13 protein-coding genes are annotated in these 15,955 nt (G+C 63.6%); 5 read left to right on the forward strand and 8 right to left on the reverse strand.

Annotated features, from left to right (window positions below; translation table 11 throughout):
- Positions 1–164: 164 nt before the first annotated feature.
- The 5 genes from ACVIGA_RS08045 to ACVIGA_RS08065 all read right to left on the reverse strand — a co-directional run bounded on the left by ACVIGA_RS08045 (position 165) and on the right by ACVIGA_RS08065 (position 4,659).
- Positions 165–695, reverse strand: a complete 531-nt coding sequence (locus ACVIGA_RS08045; RefSeq protein ID WP_456665953.1) for a hypothetical protein — start codon at positions 693–695, stop codon at positions 165–167.
- 84 nt (positions 696–779) lie between these two features.
- Positions 780–1,223 (reverse strand): flagellar export chaperone FliS, encoded by a 444-nt coding sequence (locus tag ACVIGA_RS08050; protein WP_223968912.1) that lies wholly within the window; start codon positions 1,221–1,223, stop codon positions 780–782.
- Entirely contained in the window at positions 1,223–2,929 is a 1,707-nt protein-coding gene (fliD, locus tag ACVIGA_RS08055) for a flagellar filament capping protein FliD (RefSeq protein ID WP_456665954.1), read from the reverse strand. Before fliD ends, ACVIGA_RS08050 begins: the two co-directional genes overlap by 1 nt.
- A gap of 63 nt (positions 2,930–2,992) precedes the next feature.
- Positions 2,993–3,817, reverse strand: coding sequence for a flagellin (locus tag ACVIGA_RS08060; RefSeq protein ID WP_050405219.1), 825 nt, complete (start codon positions 3,815–3,817; stop codon positions 2,993–2,995).
- 140 nt (positions 3,818–3,957) lie between these two features.
- A complete protein-coding gene (locus ACVIGA_RS08065) occupies positions 3,958–4,659 on the reverse strand; it encodes an RNA polymerase sigma factor (RefSeq protein WP_456665955.1) in 702 nt (233 codons plus the stop codon).
- Positions 4,660–4,870: 211 nt separating this feature from the next.
- Here ACVIGA_RS08065 and ACVIGA_RS08070 point away from each other — a divergent pair, with 211 nt between their 5' ends.
- The 4 genes from ACVIGA_RS08070 (at position 4,871) to ACVIGA_RS08085 (ending at position 9,853) form a co-directional block, all read left to right on the forward strand.
- A complete protein-coding gene (locus tag ACVIGA_RS08070) occupies positions 4,871–5,146 on the forward strand; it encodes a hypothetical protein (RefSeq protein WP_223968908.1) in 276 nt (91 codons plus the stop codon).
- A 180-nt stretch (positions 5,147–5,326) separates the two neighbouring features.
- On the forward strand, positions 5,327–7,672 hold the full coding sequence (locus ACVIGA_RS08075; protein WP_456665956.1) for a hypothetical protein: 2,346 nt from the start codon (positions 5,327–5,329) through the stop codon (positions 7,670–7,672).
- Positions 7,673–7,730: 58 nt separating this feature from the next.
- Positions 7,731–9,089, forward strand: coding sequence for a hypothetical protein (locus ACVIGA_RS08080; RefSeq protein ID WP_456665957.1), 1,359 nt, complete (start codon positions 7,731–7,733; stop codon positions 9,087–9,089).
- Between the two features lie 38 nt (positions 9,090–9,127).
- Positions 9,128–9,853 carry a formyltransferase family protein gene (locus ACVIGA_RS08085; protein WP_456670763.1) on the forward strand — a complete coding sequence of 242 codons (726 nt, stop codon included), beginning with the start codon at positions 9,128–9,130 and terminating at the stop codon, positions 9,851–9,853.
- A 92-nt stretch (positions 9,854–9,945) separates the two neighbouring features.
- On the opposite strand, the gene ACVIGA_RS08090 is transcribed toward ACVIGA_RS08085, so the two are convergent.
- On the reverse strand, positions 9,946–12,999 hold the full coding sequence (locus tag ACVIGA_RS08090; protein WP_456665958.1) for an ATP-binding protein: 3,054 nt from the start codon (positions 12,997–12,999) through the stop codon (positions 9,946–9,948).
- Between the two features lie 364 nt (positions 13,000–13,363).
- Between ACVIGA_RS08090 and ACVIGA_RS08095 the strand changes: the two genes are divergently transcribed.
- Positions 13,364–13,780, forward strand: a complete 417-nt coding sequence (locus ACVIGA_RS08095; RefSeq protein WP_342712268.1) for a hypothetical protein — start codon at positions 13,364–13,366, stop codon at positions 13,778–13,780.
- A 106-nt stretch (positions 13,781–13,886) separates the two neighbouring features.
- Here ACVIGA_RS08095 and ACVIGA_RS08100 read toward each other — a convergent pair whose 3' ends face one another.
- Positions 13,887–14,090 carry a hypothetical protein gene (locus ACVIGA_RS08100; RefSeq protein WP_456665959.1) on the reverse strand — a complete coding sequence of 68 codons (204 nt, stop codon included), beginning with the start codon at positions 14,088–14,090 and terminating at the stop codon, positions 13,887–13,889.
- 372 nt (positions 14,091–14,462) lie between these two features.
- Complete coding sequence (locus ACVIGA_RS08105; RefSeq protein WP_456665960.1) at positions 14,463–15,917, reverse strand: short-chain fatty acid transporter; 1,455 nt, start codon at positions 15,915–15,917, stop codon at positions 14,463–14,465.
- Between the last annotated feature and the right edge of the window lie 38 nt (positions 15,918–15,955).

Consider the following 15,955-nt stretch of genomic DNA (forward strand, 5'->3'; position numbering starts at 1 on the left):
TCGTTCGCAGATAAAACGGATGACGCGGCGATTTCAGGCGCGGATTCATCCGCGCGGAATCATTTGATTAATCGGCAGAATTTGCCGATCGGCCGCGGCCCCGCAGCGCGCAAACGCGCCCGCCGCGGGAGGGCACGGTGCGCTGCAAAAGCAATGCGGAGAGCTTAGAGCGAGAGGCTGATTGGCAGATCCGGCTCGTCGAGCATCAATGCCGGCGGCGCCAGCGCGGGCAGCAGGCAGAGGGCCAGCAACAGCGCAGGCAGCACCTTGCCTTGTTGTGCGGAATCACCTTGAGCCTGCGCATCGTTCGGCTGCTCCTCGGGTGCGACCGGCTCCGAGGCCGGCTCTTGGGGCAGTTCCTGTTGGGGCAGTTTCGCCGCCGCGGTCACGATGCGGTCGAGAAGGCCCTTGGGTGCACGGACCGGCGGCGCCGTGAGCGCCCGGCGGACCGCGCTCGCCTCTTCATAGAGCGTCCGCGCCTCGGCCGAGGATGCGAGCAGCTGGACGGCTGCAAGACGTTGATCATCGGGCCAGCGGGACAGGTCCTCCCCCAGCCGGTCGATCAGGTCTTCGAATGTCGCAACGTCCATCCCGCGCGCAGATCCCGCCTCGTCGCCAAGGCTGTCATAAAGCATTCGCGGGACGGCGGAAATCAATTTCCGCCGCCGTAGCGTCAGGTCCAGCATGGTGCTCACAGAGCGGCCTTTTCCCGAACAGGACGCCCGCCCGAGCGCCCTGCCCCTCCCGGCGAAACGGGGTTCGCCGGCCGATTCGCCCGCTCAGCGGCCGGTGGCTGATTCGAGCGCCTTGTCGAGCGTCTTGGCCTTGGCCGCCTTGCCGGCGGTCGCCTCGACGAACTTCCAGGCGTCGCGAAGCTCGGTCAGGCTGGCAATGATACGCCGGAAATTCTCCCTGGCGTGCGGCCGGCCGTAGGAGCGCAGGCACGCCATGATCAGCGCGTTGTAGGTGCGGAACAGGCGATCGGCCATCGCGCCCCCACGGGTGACGTCGAGATGGTGGCTCAGTCCGCGCAGGATCGCGGTCGCCCGCGTCAGATAGGTGTGCCCTTCCTCGAAGCGCTTCGCCTCGTGCGCGTCCAGCGCCTTCTGCAGCAACGTGATGGCGCCGTCGCACAGCATCACCACCGCCTTCAACGGCGGAACCGCCACCGCTGCGGATCGATAGGCATTGTTGGCGAGGTAGGCCGTAGCATTCTGGGTCATTATTTACTCGATGATGCGTTCAGGAGGGCACTCAGGTAGCCCAGCGTGTTGTTCGCGCTTTCGATGGCGGCCTGATAATTGGCGTATTGAAGCTGCAGCTGCGCCTTGAAGGTCGCCGCATTGCTCTGGATGTCGCTGACCTGGGACTGCAGATCGGTATCGCGCGACTGCAGGTTGGTGATCATGGTCTGTAGCTGACCGCTGGTCCCGGAGTTGGTTTGTGCGAGCTGATAAAGTTGTGCCGCAAGCCCGGACGATGAGGTCACGGTGATCGATTGCGAGGTCGAGCCGGTGTAGGTGAATGCCATGCCGGCGTAGATCGTGCCCGAATTGCCGATGATGGAGTCGCCGACCACCGAAAAGCCGGAACTGTCGCCGCCGACCGAGGCGCCGCTCAGCGTGCCGGTCGAATCCACCGTCACATCGAGCGTGAACGATTGCGGCGACGTGCCGGTGTTGACGACGTTGAGCTGGCTGGACGAGGCCGTCGTCTGCGCGGACAGCAGCTTGGTCACGCCGGTCAGGTTTTGCGTCAGCACGGTCGACAGCGTACCCGTATCGAGCTGCAGCTCGTTGTTCTCGTTGAACGACAGGCCGAGGTCGGCCATCGTCATGCCCCCGACGGAGCCGCTGAGCACCTGCTGAAGCTGGGTCATGATATCGCGCATCGTGCTGTCGCCGAACAGCACCGCGCTCGATGACGCCGTGCCGTCGGAATTCTGCGCCGACTGCGCAATCACCTGGTCGCGAAACGCATTGTAGTTGGTGACGAAGGTCTGCAGTGCTGACGTGATCTGGCTGGTGTCGGTCGAGATGCTGATGTTCAGGCTGGTGCCGCTCGGCGTCGGCTGCAGAAGGTCGAACGTGACGCCCGAGAGCACGTCGGAAATATCGTTGGTGTTGCGGGTGAGCGCGATGCCGTCGAGGGTGAATTCGGCGGATTGCGCCTTCTGCAGCACGTCGGTGAACGCCCCCGTTGTGTCGGTGACGCCGAGTTTGTTCAGGATGTCGTCGCCGGATGTCGACGAATAGGTGATGTTTGCGGCGTCCTGGGTCCCCGTCAGCACCATCTCGTAAGACCCGCTCGACACCTGGACGATGGAGGCCTGAACGTTGGTGCTCGAGGTCTGGGCGTTGATGGTGTCGACGATATCCTGCATCGACATGCCGCTGGTGATCGAGATCGCCGTGCTGCTGCCGCCGGCGAGGCCCAGCGAAAACGTTCCGGAGTAACCGAGCGCGGTCGAGCTGCTCGACTGCGAAGCGCCGATCACCTTCTGCGCGGTTGCGAGCTGGGTGATCTGGAGCGTGTGATTGCCGGTCGCCGAGCCGCTGTTGACGCTCATCGACAGCGCCGAGGAGGCACTGACGTCGCCGGTGGACGAAATCGTCGCCGAACGTGTGGCGAACGCATTGGTGGCGATCGTGTTGATGATCGACGTGCTGAGCGACGACAATCCTGTCGCCAGTGTCGACAGCTCGGTCTGCAAGGATTGGTAGGCCGTGACCTTGGCCTGGTTCGCGGTAATCTTGGTGGTGATCGTGGTCGCCGCCGTGAGCTTGGCGTTGACTTCGGCATCGATCAGAGCAGTCCAGTCGATACTGGCCGAGTTGGTCGTGCCGGTCGTGGTCACCGTGCTGGCCGAGCTGGCGGAACTCGACGATGTCGTACCTGATGTGCTCGAGGTGGCGCTGCTAACCGTCATGTCGACACCTCCGCCGTCGTGAGAATCGGGCCGGCAAGATGCCGGCCCGATCTATCGTTCGAATTAGCCGAGCAGCTTGAGGAGGTACTGCGGCATCTGGTTGGCGGCGGTTTCCGCCGACACCGCGGCCTGGGTCTTCACTTCGGCCGACGACAGCGTCGCCTGCTCGGAAGCGATATCGACGTCCTTGATCGCCGAATTGGCGGACTGCAGGTTCTGGGTCTGGGTCGAGATCGAGTCGGCGCTGAAGTTGAAGCGCGATTCCTGGGCACCGATCTCGGCGCGGGCGGACGACACGGTGTCGATCGCGCTGTCGAGAGCCGACATCGCGCTGGTGGCGCTGGACAGGCTGGAGACGTCGAGCGAGGTCACGCCGAGCGAGGATGCCGTGAGGCTGGTCAGCGTGATCGTGATGGTGTCGGCCGAGGTCGAGCCGACCAGCACCGAGACGCCCGAGGAGAACACGCTCGAACCGTCGAGCAGGCTCTGGCTGCTGTAGCGGGTGCCGGAGGCGATCGAGTCGATTTCGCCCTTGAGCTGCGTGAATTCCGAGTTGATGTAGGCGCGGCTGGAGTCAGCCACGGTGCCGGAGGCGGACTCGGAAGCCAGCGACTTCATGCGGGCCAGGATGTCCGAGATGTTGGACGCGCCGCCGTCGGCGGTCTGCAGGATCGAGGTCGCCTGCGCCGCGTTGGTGGCAGCCTGCTGCAGCGTCGTAATATCGGAGGAGATGCGGGTCGAGATCGCGAGGCCGGCCGCGTCGTCGGAAGCGGAAGTGATGCGCGAGCCGCTCGACAGCTTCGAGAGCGCGCTGGTTTCCTGCATCGAGTTGATGTTGAGGTAACGGACCGCGGAGTTGGCGGCTGTGTTGGTGGAAATTGCGGGCATGATTAGCTCCTGTGCTGATGGGGCATGGCATGCCGCATCGTGAGAAAGTGAGGTGACGCGGATCCAGCCCCCGTCCGACCGATCAAACGGAGCGGCCGCCGGTGGTCAGGCGCGAAATCTTCAGAAGCCGAAATTTATGGTTAACAGTCGGTGAACGCACCGCGCAGGTCGCGCTCGTGCCGCTTGAGCAACTCGCGCAACTGTTGCCGCCCGCGCTTCAACAGCGACTCGACCGCGGCCACGGTCGTATCCATCACCTCGGCGATCTCGCCGTTGCTCATGTTCTCGTGGTAGGAGAGGATCACCGCGACGCGCTGCTGCTCGGGCAGCCGCTGCATCGCGAGCTCCAGGAGATTGCCGATCTCGTTGCGCTCGATGACGGTCGACGCGTCGAGCTGGGTGTCGGCGACCTCCGGCACGACATCGACATTCTCGGTGCGCGGCTTGCGGCGCAGATCGATGCATCGGTTGCTGACGACACGATAGAGCCAGGTCGAGAACTTGGCGCGGCCATGCTGCCAGCGGCCGCGATGCGTCCAGACCTTCAGCATGGTGTCCTGCACCACGTCCTCGGCATCTGCGGCGTTGCCGACGATGCGCAGCGCGATCGCGTAGGCGCGATCGACATGGCGCTCGACGAGAGCACGAAACGCCACCTCGTCGCCGGCGGCGAGGCGGTCGAGCAGATCCTTGTCCTCGTCCTGGACCTCGACGGTGTCGAGCGGGCCCGCATCGGCAATCGTAGGAACGTTGCTCCAGGCAGCAGTCGCTTCGACTGGCGCAGCCGTGGCCGCCGTAGCTTCCACCTCGACCGCTGCCATCACATCAAGCGCGTAACTCATCCGCCGCTCTCCAACCAACGCCGCAAGCACACATCGCATGCGGCTTCTGAGCGTTGAACGGAGGGGCCAGACAAACCAGGCGAACTTTTTTCGTTATTTTTCAAATACTTATCTGGATTTTTTTGCCGACCGCCCGGCAAAAGCTGCCGCTGCGCGAAGGCGCAGGCAGCAATTCTACGGAGTCTAGAGCAGTCGTTCAGCATCGCCTTGCATGCCCGCGGAAGATTTCGTCGCGCCGGAAAACGCTGTTGTCACATCAACTAACGCCACGCGAACACATGCATGCGCGGAGCATGCGAGTGATCCATCGCCGTTGGTCGCCATCTTGCATTCGACGATTGCGACTAGGCAAATTTTTCCGAATCACCATTTCGACGTTATCGGATTTTTTGAATCTGTCAGTCGCGAAGCGCGCGTTTTCGAATCCCGCATCAACTTTTTTGAATCATCGCGCCTGATTTGTCTCACGCAGGCGTTCAACGCATGAGGACTGGCGGGAATTTTGCGCATGACGATCATGACGGTCGACGCAACGCGTCGAGCGCAGAATGTTTCTGCATGTTCATTCGATGTTTTCGATACATTTCTGTTGCGCACCTGCACGACGCCGGATGGCGTATTTGAAAGGGTTTTTCAGCTTTCTCGCATTGCTGAAAAATTTCCGAATATGTCCGTCGGTTTCGTTCAGCATCGAATCCAGGCGGAAGCGCGCGCGCGCAAGCTGGCGCTGGAGCGCAGCGGCTCCACCGAAATACACATCGCTGACATCTACAAGTACTTTCCGTTCAGGCTGTTCGGCCTGAGCCGCGATGCATTGGGCGATCTCGCGCAGATCGAATTCGAAGCCGAGCTCGAGCTGTGCCGCGCCAACCCGGAAATGCTCGAGCAATATCTGGACATGAAGCGCGGCGGCTTTCGCGTCGGCTTCATTTCAGACACCTACTGGAGCACCGAGCAACTCGCGCAACTGCTGCGTTCCTGCAGCCCGGGACTGACTTGGGATTTCCTTTACGCATCCTGCGATCACGGCTCTGGCAAGAGCGAAGCGCTGTTCGAGGCCTATCTCCTCGAGCAAGGCATCGATGCGGCAAGCTCATTCCATGTCGGCGACAATCACAACGCCGATATCAAGGGCGCCCGCCGTCACGGCATCCGCCCGCGCTATTATCCGCAGGCCAGCGCGCCGCTGGCGTCGAAGTTTCAGCGCGAAACATCGATCTTCGAATTGCTATGTCCCGATCAGCCGTCGCGACTCGATTGCGGCGCGCGCACGCTGCGGCGCGCGGTGTCGGCGCGCAGTGCAGAGCATTCTCCCGCTTTCAACCTCGGCGTGACCGTGCTCGGCCCGGTGATGGCGGCGTTCGACGCCTTCATCGAAGCGCGGCGCGCTGCGCTGGCGCGCGAGGGCGCGCGCGTTGCGATCGGGTTCCTCGGCCGCGACGGTCTGCTGCCGTATCGCATCTGGCAGGCAAGCCATGGCAAGACCGGCGCCTATGTCGAGATCAATCGCCGTGTGAGCCTGGTCGGGTCCGCCGATACGCTCGAACCTCTCAGCGAGCTGCTGAGCCGCGTCGTCAAGATCGACGCGGCGACCTTTGTCGACATCGTCAAGGTGCAACCACCGGCGGTGATGAAGTTCTTCGCGCGGTATCCTGACGGCATTGCGAGTGGCCGCGAACTCGCCGACGCCCTGCCCGATCTGATGAATCCGCGCGAAATCACCGAGATCGCCGCCGGCGTCCGCGCGCGCCTGCTGGCTTATCTTCGGGCGAACATCGCGGATTTCGACGGCTGCACCGATCTCATCCTCGTCGACCTCGGCTACTCCGCCAGCGTGCAGAAGTCGCTGCGCCGCATCTTCGATCGCGAAGGCATTCGCATCCGCCTGCATGGCGCCTATCTGCTGACGCTCGATGATGCCTTCGACGAAATCGCCGATGACGACACCGCAGAAGGTCTGATTTCGGATCGCATCGTCACGCCGCACGTCAAGCGCATGCTGATCCGCAACGTCGCGTTGCTGGAGCAGCTTTGCTGTTCCGATGAAGGATCGGCACGCGACTATCGCGGCGGAGAAGTGTTGCGCGAGGGCGATCAGCGCCCGGCCGCTCAGCTGGCGCTGGCGAACGAGGCGCAATCCGGAACGCTGGCCTATGCGTCGCGCGCCCGCGAGCTGGCGCCGCAATATGCACTGCAGCCCGACGCGGATCCCGTTGTGGCAGCACGCTGGGCCACCGCCGTGCTCGGACGTCTCCTGCTGCTGCCCGACGATGATGAACTCGTGCTGCTCGGCGGCATCAAGCATGACGTCAACCTCGGCACCCAGGCGCTGGCGCCGCTGCTCGACGCCGGCTTCATCAATGACTGCATCGTCGCGCGCGGCCTCTCGGCCGCCTGCACGGCGCCGGCGCCGCCGATGTGGCTGGCCGGCAGCTTTGCCGCGTTGTCACCGTCGCACGCCTACCTCTACACATTGTTCGGCGCCAATCGCCTGCCCGCGAACCTGTTCGGCGAGGCGCAATGCGGAACGCTGCAGGTCGGCCTGTTCGGGCCGGACGGCCAGGCGTCGCTGGAAGCCGCCAGCGTCTATCATACCGGGCTCGGCGACCTCCGCCTGCGGATTCCGTTGTCGCGCCGCATGGCGGTTGCGACCATCGCGCTGCCGCTGGCAAAGCTTACGCGCAACGGACTACTCCACGGCATCACGGTCCAGTACGGCGAGAACGCCGCAAAGGCGGCGGAGAGTTCGAATGTGAAGGCGATCGCCGAGGGACGGCTGATCGATGCCGGGCTGGAGCGGAGCGGCCGTCAGTTCCGTGCCACCACCGAGGACGGCATGCTGTTGATCCCGGTCGACGGTTTCGAGGACGATGTTGCAATCTACACCGTCGCGCTGACCGCCCTCGACCATGATCGCATCCTGGCGGCCGAGGACCGCGACGGCAACGGCGCCCCCTCGGCCACGCTGACCTGGCGCAGCGCCAACAGTGCGCAAGCATCCAAGGGCAACTGATTTGTCCGCCTGATCTGGCCGCCCCGCTCGTAGAAGGTTAACGAGGGGTAGCGCGGGCATGATTTCGGCTGACACGGTGCAAGCGGACGGCTTGCAGACGAATTTCGACCAATTACTGGCGACCAACAACATCCGGATGAGCGCGGCACAGCGCCGGCGGCTCGCATGGCTGTGCGAACGGCTCGGACGCGCAACCGTCCACAAGGCCGGTACGGTGCCGGCGCGGGAGCATGGCATCGTCATCCTCGTCGAGCCGCCGAGCGGCCCCGCCGCCGAAATACTCTACCAGTCGCTTCGCGCCGATTGTGCGGTCGTCATCCCGTTCGGCGAGAATCCGGCCTTCGATTTCCTGAAGTCCAAGCTGACCGACTTCGGGACGATCGGGCCGAGCTTCGACGGCCCGCACGAGATGTGGTGGGGCGGCCTCAACTGGCGGCCGATCGCGCCCGCGGAAGGCTCTCGACCCGAGGCAGCGCTGCGCGTGGTCTCCTGCTATCCCCGCGCCTGCGGCGACGATCATGCCCGCGCGCTGCGAGAGAAGCTGGCCGAATTCGAGATCGCCTCCGACATCGTACCGATCGACACGGCGGATGGCGAGCGCATGTGCGCCTCCGAGAAATCCGCCTTCTTGCTGCGGATGTGGCAGGAGCACCGCGAACCGCTGCTCTTCATCGAGGCCGATGCGACGCTCAGCGAGCCGCCATTGCTGCCGTCGTCCCTCGACTGCGACGTCGCGCTCCACAAGTGGAACCGGTGGGAGATGTCGGCGCGCACGCTCTATCTCGGCCGCACCCCGGCCGCCGAAGCCCTGCTGCGCAACTGGGATCACATCGCGACCGCCCATCCCGCGGTCTGGGAGGGCTACCTGCTCGACCAGGCCTGGAGCCTGACGTCGTCGCAGATGGCGCTCGACACCGCCTGGCTGCCGCGCTCGTACCATGCCCCCGCCGAAGACGCCGGCACACCCCGCCACACCACGGTCGTGCACAATCTGCCGACCGACAACAGCGACCTTGGCCCCGATGTCGAATTCGGCGTCACGATGCGGGCCGCGCGGCGCGCCAGCCGCAGTGGCGGCCGCGACGCCATGATCGTGATCAAGTCGCCGGCCTCCTCGAGCGACGCGATCACCGTGATCATGCGCGATATCGCGACCAGCGACGCACGCGAAATGGCGGCCAGCATCGAAGCCGTCACCGGCGCGTTCGCCGCCGATTGCGGCGGGTTCGGCCGGCTCGAGCTCGCGCTTTGCCCCTGGCAGGACGATATCCGCGCGGCGAAATCGGCAGCCGCCGGCGCGAACAACCTGATCATCGAGATTGCGCCCTGGCAGGCGTTGCCGGCCGATCTGTTCCGCACCGTGGGTCAATCCCGCGATGCCGGCAGCGTCCTCGTCATGGCCGGGCAGCGCGGCTGATCAACGGCACAACCACCAAGCAAGAGAAGGACATCGACATCATGAAAACCATCATCCTTCTCACCGGCGTCGCCGACCAGCAATTCGCGCTCACCGAGCTGTTGAAGGCGCACAATCCGGCGCTGTCGTTCCGCTGCGCGGTGACGGCCGAGGACCTCGCGGCGATCGAGCCCGAGGTGTTGCGCGAGGCCCGGCTGCTGGCGTTCACCACCAGCGTCATCGTGCCTGAAAGCATCCTGGCGGCGCTCGGCCACGGCGCCTATAATTTCCACCCCGGCCCGCCGCAATATCCCGGCTGGGCGCCGGCGCATTTCGCGCTCTATGACGGCGCCCGCACGTTCGGCGCGACCGCACATGTGATGGCCGCGCGCGTCGATTCCGGCCCGATCGTCGGAGTGGAGTCCTTCATCATTCCCGACAAGATCAGCGTGCGCGGGCTCGAGCAGATCGCCTATGTGCGGCTTGCCCATCTGTTCTGGCGGATGTCGCGCGATCTCGCCCGCGATCCCTCACCGCTACCGGAGCTGGAAATCGCCTGGTGTGGCTTCAAGAGCACCCGGCAGATGTACCGCGACATGTGCGAGCTTCCCGCCGGCATCAGCCCAAACGAGCTGGCCCGCCGGATCCGCGCCTTCCATGACGACTTCCGCGCCATCCCGCTGACCGTCTCCGTGCACGGCATCCGCTTCGAGCTGGCGACAGCCGCCATGCAGGCTCCCGAGGCACCGCAGGTGGTGTCGCCGCCGCTCGCTGCTGCGTCCTGAAGCGCGACGAGATCAGGTTGAAGCGTCACCGCGCTTGCGCTGTCCAAGCATGATCTTTCGGAGAGTCGTTTCGCACTTCTCCGGATCAGGCTCTAATGCCGCCAAGGTTCACCCTGGGGATCGGCGAGCATTCCATTCAGGAGCGCTTCGGCCCGATGCAGCAGCGGCTTCGTTCCACTGCTCGATGCAATCGCAATCGCTGCGCGCAACTTATGCAGAATGGAAGTCCTGTCGTTCTCGTTTGACGCCGGCGATACCGTCGCCTCTCCGAACAGCGCCTCGGCTTCGAGGCCGGAGAATCCTTGCTGCCGCGCGGTATTCCGAGCCTCTCGCAGCATGTTCAGCGCAGCCTGCACATCGCCGAGCCGGCTGAGAGCGAGTGCCAAATAGATCGAGGTACGTAGCACGATCGAGGTATAGCTCACCGACCTGGCGACCTCTCGGGCTTCGACGAGCGTAATCCGCGCGTCAGCGAGACGTCCCTGTTCCAGATAGGCAATACCGAGATGGCAGGTGATGACCGGCACAAAGAGGCGAATTCCATACTTTTGCGTAATGGCAAAAGCGTCTTCCAGGATCGCCGCTGCTTCGCCAGGATTGCCTCGCCCGAGCGCTAGACAACCAGCGCTATACCCCGCGCCAACGCGATCAAATGGCCTGTTGCTCTCATTGGCGATTGCTGACGCGCGTTGATGAAACTCGGCCCCCGTATCAATCTCTCCCAAGGTCGTGTGGGTCACGCTCTTCATCATGCAGGACAGCAGTTCCAGGGTTTTCGGCGTCGTCCCGGGCGGCGCGCTGGCATCCGGCCCGGACAGGCGGAGGCAAGCCTGTCCCAGCATCTGCTCTGCGTCGCGATAACGCCCGGCAATGAAATAGGCTTGGCCAAGGCTGTATTGAGCAAGGTTGAGCCAACCGGGATTGCCCCACTCTCCCGCCAAGCGAGCAACCTCCTCACCGGTTTCGATGGCCTCGATCGGCGTTCCGTAGAAGTTCTGCGCCCCCGACCTGACCGCCATCGCCGCGACCTTCCGCCCGATATCATCAATCGCGTTGGCGCGCCCCTCCGCATCCCTTCCAAGGTCGAACCATTCGGCGACCTTGCCTGCGCTCATGAAGGCTGTGCGCGCCTCGATGCGAAGGTCGACCGCATCCGCTTCGCGCGAGCGAGCGAACGGCGTCTTGTCGAGTGCGGTCATCGCGATCTCGAAGTAATTGGCTGCGTCGGCAAATGCCGATCTTGCCAGGCTCTTCCGCGCGGCAGTTCTGCCGTAAGCGAAGGCTTTTTGCCAATCCTTGGCCCGGGTTGCATGGTAACAGAGCCTGTTGGGCTCATCATGCGAACTCCCATTGGCCTCCAGCGCCGCAAGAATGCGCGCATGGACGCTTTCCCGTAGCTTCTCGACCATCGAGTCATAGGTCACTTGGCGAACCATCTCGTGCGGGAACTCGAGCAAGCCATCCTGCTCGACATCGATCCTCACCAGAAACTCCGCGCGATCGAGCGCTATCAGGCAGCGCTGAAGCGCCTCCGGCGACAGACCGGCCACCGCGCGCAGCATGGATTCCATCGACTGGGGTCCCAACGCCGCCGCGATCTGCAACAGCGAACGCTCCTCCTTCGAGATGCGGTCCAGACGCGTGGCGATCACGCCCTGGATGCTGCTCGGAATTCCGAGATCGCCGACCGGACGCGCCAGCGCCAGATCGCCCCAATGCCCGCGGAGAACCCCGCTGTCCTTGAGGCTGCGGCAGACCTCTTCGATGAAGAGCGGCACGCTGGCGGTATGAAGAACGACGCGGCTCTTCAGGTCGGCCATGTTCGCGGACGAGCCCAGGATGTCGTCCAGCATCTCCCGTCCGGCGTCCTCGCCGAGCGAGCGCAACGCCGCGACTTCAGCGTTGCAGCGCGCGACCCAATCCGGAACTCCATTCGGCCTACTGGTCAGCAGCACCAGAAGCCCGGGCACCGGCAGCGAAGCAAGTGACGCCATGACGGTCTCGCTGGCGCGATCGATCCAGTGCAGATCCTCGATCAGGATCACCGCACGCCGGCGAACAACCACGCCTTCGAGAATCGCGCAGCACGCCTCGCTGATCGCGCGGCCGCGCGCATGCGGCTCCAGCTCGCTCCATTCCGGATCCGAGATCGGACGGTCCAGCACCGCGTCGATGGCCGAACGCTGAAGTCCTATCAGGCGCGTTGGGCCATCGGTGTCGGCCGCGGCTCCCTCCAGGATCGAGAGCATCAGGGACTTTAACGTACTGAACGGCGCGCCTTGAAGATTCGGGCTGCACTCGGCGTGAAACGGGAGCCAGCCCTCGCGGGTGAGTTCGTCGACGAACTCGTGCACCAGCCGCGATTTCCCGATACCAGGGTCACCAATCAAGAGCGCCGTTTGCCGGTTCGGGCCGGCGTCCTGCGCCAACCGCCTGAGCAGCGCGGTCTCATTCAGCCGGTTGACGAACCGCGCAACGCTTCGTGCCCTGCGTACCCGCCAACTGGAGACGTCGGTTGCGCCGGTCACGCGGTAGATCGGCAAAGCCTCACTAAACCCCTTGAGCTGCCTGCGTCCGAGAAACTCGAACTGAACGTTACCTTCAGCGAGCTTCTGGCAGGCTTCGGACGCGTAGATCTGATTCGGTTCAGCAGCCGCTTCGAGCCGCGCCGCCAGATGTTGTGCGGCGCCCCCAATCTCATAAACCTTGGAATATTCGCTGGCGACCATGTAGGCCACGACACGACCCGAATGGAGCCCGACCCGAACCTGGAGCCCCGAATCGCCCAAAGCGGCGACGCGTCGAACGAGCTCGATCGCAGCATGGCAGGCAAGCGGCGCATGGTTGTCATCAGCAATCGGGGCGCCAAATACCGCGGCGAGCCCATCACCCAATTCCTTGCTGACGATTCCGCCAAACTGGCGCACAGCGCCGCGCATGGCGGCCAAGGCCGGCTCCAGGCGGGAGACCGCCTCTTCCGGATCCAAGTCAGCTACGAGCCCCGTGGAGTCGACCACGTCGGCGCGAAGGATCGTCACAAATCGCTGTTCGCTGTCGGGGTCGACGCGCTTGGCTACGGCGGCACCGCATTGGGCGCACCAATTGTCGTTCGCTCCGATCGTCGATTGGCATGCAAAGCAAAGCATTCCTGCTCTCAAAGGCTGCTGCGGTCTCGCCAGCTCAGCATCCCGGTGAGCAGCTTAGAGTAGAGATTACCCATCGGGACATGCTTATCAATCCGGACGTGCGGTCCGTCTGCACCCGCGCCAACCCGAGAGGTTGCTAATCTGGACGAAATACAGTCTTGAGTGGTAGGTCGAGGCGCGAGAAATCAAACGGCGCAACTCGAGCCGTGCGACCGACTTCGTTCGACGTCCCCGCGTTGCATAACTTATGTATAGCTAGAGCAAGCCAAAGTTGTAATGAAAGGGAAATCCTATGGGCGGAAGAGTATTCAATAACCAGCAGTTCAAAGATCATATCAACGCGCACTACTATCCTTTGGACAACATGATTAAGAGCGTCGCTATACTTAAGGCGTCGGATCTTATCGACATCGAGACGCTGGAATATGGTCAATACCAGCCGATCCTGTCGCCCAGGCACCAGTGGCCGGGCGGAAGCGGCAAGTTGTGGCAGAAGGAGATGGGCAAGGCGCGCCTTGACCTTGCCACTCAAGCAAGCACCGCAGCCCTCTCCAAGGACGAGGCCGGCGTCGTACCGCTGACGAAATGCGCGCTGATGGATGCCGCCGTCCGCAAGTGCTTCAACTCCCAACCTCCGATCCCGATGAAGATCGATGTGAAGGAGAAGGACAAGAATGCGCCGAACGCCGATCGACACGACATTCTGCTGACCTGGGAGCACGCCAATGGCGACAATCAGCCGCCAACGCTGCTGCTGCTGACGATGGTCTGCCCGGCCTGATCCGCGATCGCAGGCGGCACTTTCCGTGCGGCGGTATTGCACCTCACGCGGCTGCCTGCTGGCAGCCGCATCAACCTTGGCCCACCGCCGATGCCGTGGGGATGATCTATGACGCCGGGCGCCGCTGCTGCAACAGCGCCCTCACCGCACGCTCCGCGGCGCGAGCGGAGCCGAAATAGCCGCCATCGAGGCCGTCAAAGGCGCGATCCGAGGAGAAGAAGCAGAAGCCTCTGGCGTCGCTGACAACGATACCCGCGGTTCGATCCGATACTTCGATGACGTAAGCTTGGGATATTTGGGCTTGGGACATGCGTGCTCGATCGCCGGATGACGGCGCTCCTGTCTGATTGTCGGGTGCTTGGATTTTTCTTAAGCGATCAACAACAGACGCCGGTCGCCGCCGAGACGCAGCGATGCTGCATGCGGCTTCGCATGTCGCACATCAAGCTGCGGTGGTGATGTCTCATGGCAGTGACCTTGAACAACGCGGGTTAGCGCGGATCAATATCCGGCCGAATCGCTCCGCGGTCAATGAAATGACCGGCCAAAGATCACGGCCCGGCGCGATGCCTCATTCGCGACGACCGGGAAAACAGCACGGTTTTGGTGATGACGGTTGCGGTCCGCCGAATTGGCCGACCTTGGCCGGGCACCGTGCGTCCTGGTGCCCGGCCGCACTCGCTTAGGGCAGGATCGGCGGGTGATAGGTGAAGGTCGCCATCAGGATAGCCGCCAGCAGCATCACGATCGGGAAGTGGATGAAGAACTGCACCGACGTATAGCCGATCAGGTCCTTCGACTTCAGGCCGAGGATGCCGAGCAGCGGCAGCATCCAGAACGGGTTGATGAAGTTCGGCAGCGTCTCGGCGATGTTGTAGACCATCACAGTCCAGCCCAGATGCGCGCCGATGTCGTTGGCCGCCTTCATGATGTAGGGCGCCTCGATGATCCACTTTCCGCCGGCCGACGGCACGAAGAAGCCGAGCAGCGCCGAATAGATTCCGACCAGGAACGAGAACACGGTGGAATTGCTGGAAGCACCGACGAACCAATGCGCGATCGTGTCCGACAGCGTGGTGCCGCTGCTGTTCGGCACCTTGGTCAGGATCTGCGCGATACCGGCGTAGAACGGAAACTGCAGCAGCACGCCGGAGACGCTCGGCATCGCCTTGGAAAAGGATTCGATCAGGCTGCGCGGCCGCCAATGCAGCACAATACCGAGAATGAGGAAGACGAAATTGTAGGTGTTGAGCCCCGACAGCGTGATCAGCGGATTGCCCGACTGGAAGGTCTGCCACAGCCAGCCCGCGGCAAGCAGGGCGATCAGGATCGTCAGCAGCGGACTGAACTCCAGCCAGTCGCCCGGACGGGCCGGCTTCCTGGCCTCGATGCGATCATCGCCGAGCGCAACGCCGAGGTCTTCCGCCGTCTTCGCTCGCTCGGGCGCGGGCGTGGTGAAATAGCAGATCGCCGCCGACACCACGCTCACCATCGCGACGGTGACCATGTTCTGCCAGGTCAGGATGGTTTCCGAGAAGCCGATCACGCCGGTGATCGGCAGAAGCGATGCCGGAATACTGCCGGCATTGGCCTGGAGCTGTGCGGCCGAAGACGTGATGCCGAGGGTGAAGCCACAGCCGAGCCCGAGATAACCGGCCGCACCGGCCGCGCGATAATCGAGCCGGATATCCGTACGCCGCGCGATCTCCCGCACCAGGAGGCCGGAGAAGATCAGGCTCAAGCCCCAGTTCAGCAGCGAGAGAAAGATGCTCAGCATCCCGACGAACACCACCGCGCCACGCCCGGTCTTCGGTACGCTCGCGAGCCGCGCCAGCACGGCCGCCACCGGCGGCGACATCGCCACGACGTAGCCGCCGATCGCAACCAGCGCCATCTGCATCGTGAACGGAATCAGATTCCAGAACCCGTCGCCGAACGCGCGACTGACGGCGAGCGGCGAGCCGCCATGCAGGATCGCGCCTGCGGCAACCGCGATCACGGCGATCAGGACGAAGACATACGCATCCGGAAACCAGCGCTCGGCGAACGCCACCAGGGCCTGCGAAAAGCGCGCCATGATGTTGTCCGCGACAGGTTTTCGCAGGCTCATGGTTTGGTCGTGCGTTGCATTCGTCATCAATGATCCCCTTCCGGTGATGCGGTTGGCCTTCAATC

Source organism: Bradyrhizobium sp. USDA 3240 (assembly GCF_054063295.1).

What these genes read in the sequence shown, in the direction of transcription:
- ACVIGA_RS08065 (WP_456665955.1), bottom strand. Translation starts at nt 4,659, where the DNA reads ATGAGTTACGCGCTTGATGTGATGGCAGCGGTCGAGGTGGAAGCTACG.
- fliD (WP_456665954.1), bottom strand. Translation starts at nt 2,929, where the DNA reads ATGACGGTTAGCAGCGCCACCTCGAGCACATCAGGTACGACATCGTCG.
- ACVIGA_RS08090 (WP_456665958.1), bottom strand. Translation starts at nt 12,999, where the DNA reads ATGCTTTGCTTTGCATGCCAATCGACGATCGGAGCGAACGACAATTGG.
- ACVIGA_RS08095 (WP_342712268.1), top strand. Translation starts at nt 13,364, where the DNA reads ATGATTAAGAGCGTCGCTATACTTAAGGCGTCGGATCTTATCGACATC.
- ACVIGA_RS08070 (WP_223968908.1), top strand. Translation starts at nt 4,871, where the DNA reads ATGCCCGCGGAAGATTTCGTCGCGCCGGAAAACGCTGTTGTCACATCA.
- ACVIGA_RS08060 (WP_050405219.1), bottom strand. Translation starts at nt 3,817, where the DNA reads ATGCCCGCAATTTCCACCAACACAGCCGCCAACTCCGCGGTCCGTTAC.
- ACVIGA_RS08075 (WP_456665956.1), top strand. Translation starts at nt 5,327, where the DNA reads ATGTCCGTCGGTTTCGTTCAGCATCGAATCCAGGCGGAAGCGCGCGCG.
- ACVIGA_RS08050 (WP_223968912.1), bottom strand. Translation starts at nt 1,223, where the DNA reads ATGACCCAGAATGCTACGGCCTACCTCGCCAACAATGCCTATCGATCC.
- ACVIGA_RS08080 (WP_456665957.1), top strand. Translation starts at nt 7,731, where the DNA reads ATGATTTCGGCTGACACGGTGCAAGCGGACGGCTTGCAGACGAATTTC.
- ACVIGA_RS08105 (WP_456665960.1), bottom strand. Translation starts at nt 15,917, where the DNA reads ATGACGAATGCAACGCACGACCAAACCATGAGCCTGCGAAAACCTGTC.
- ACVIGA_RS08100 (WP_456665959.1), bottom strand. Translation starts at nt 14,090, where the DNA reads ATGTCCCAAGCCCAAATATCCCAAGCTTACGTCATCGAAGTATCGGAT.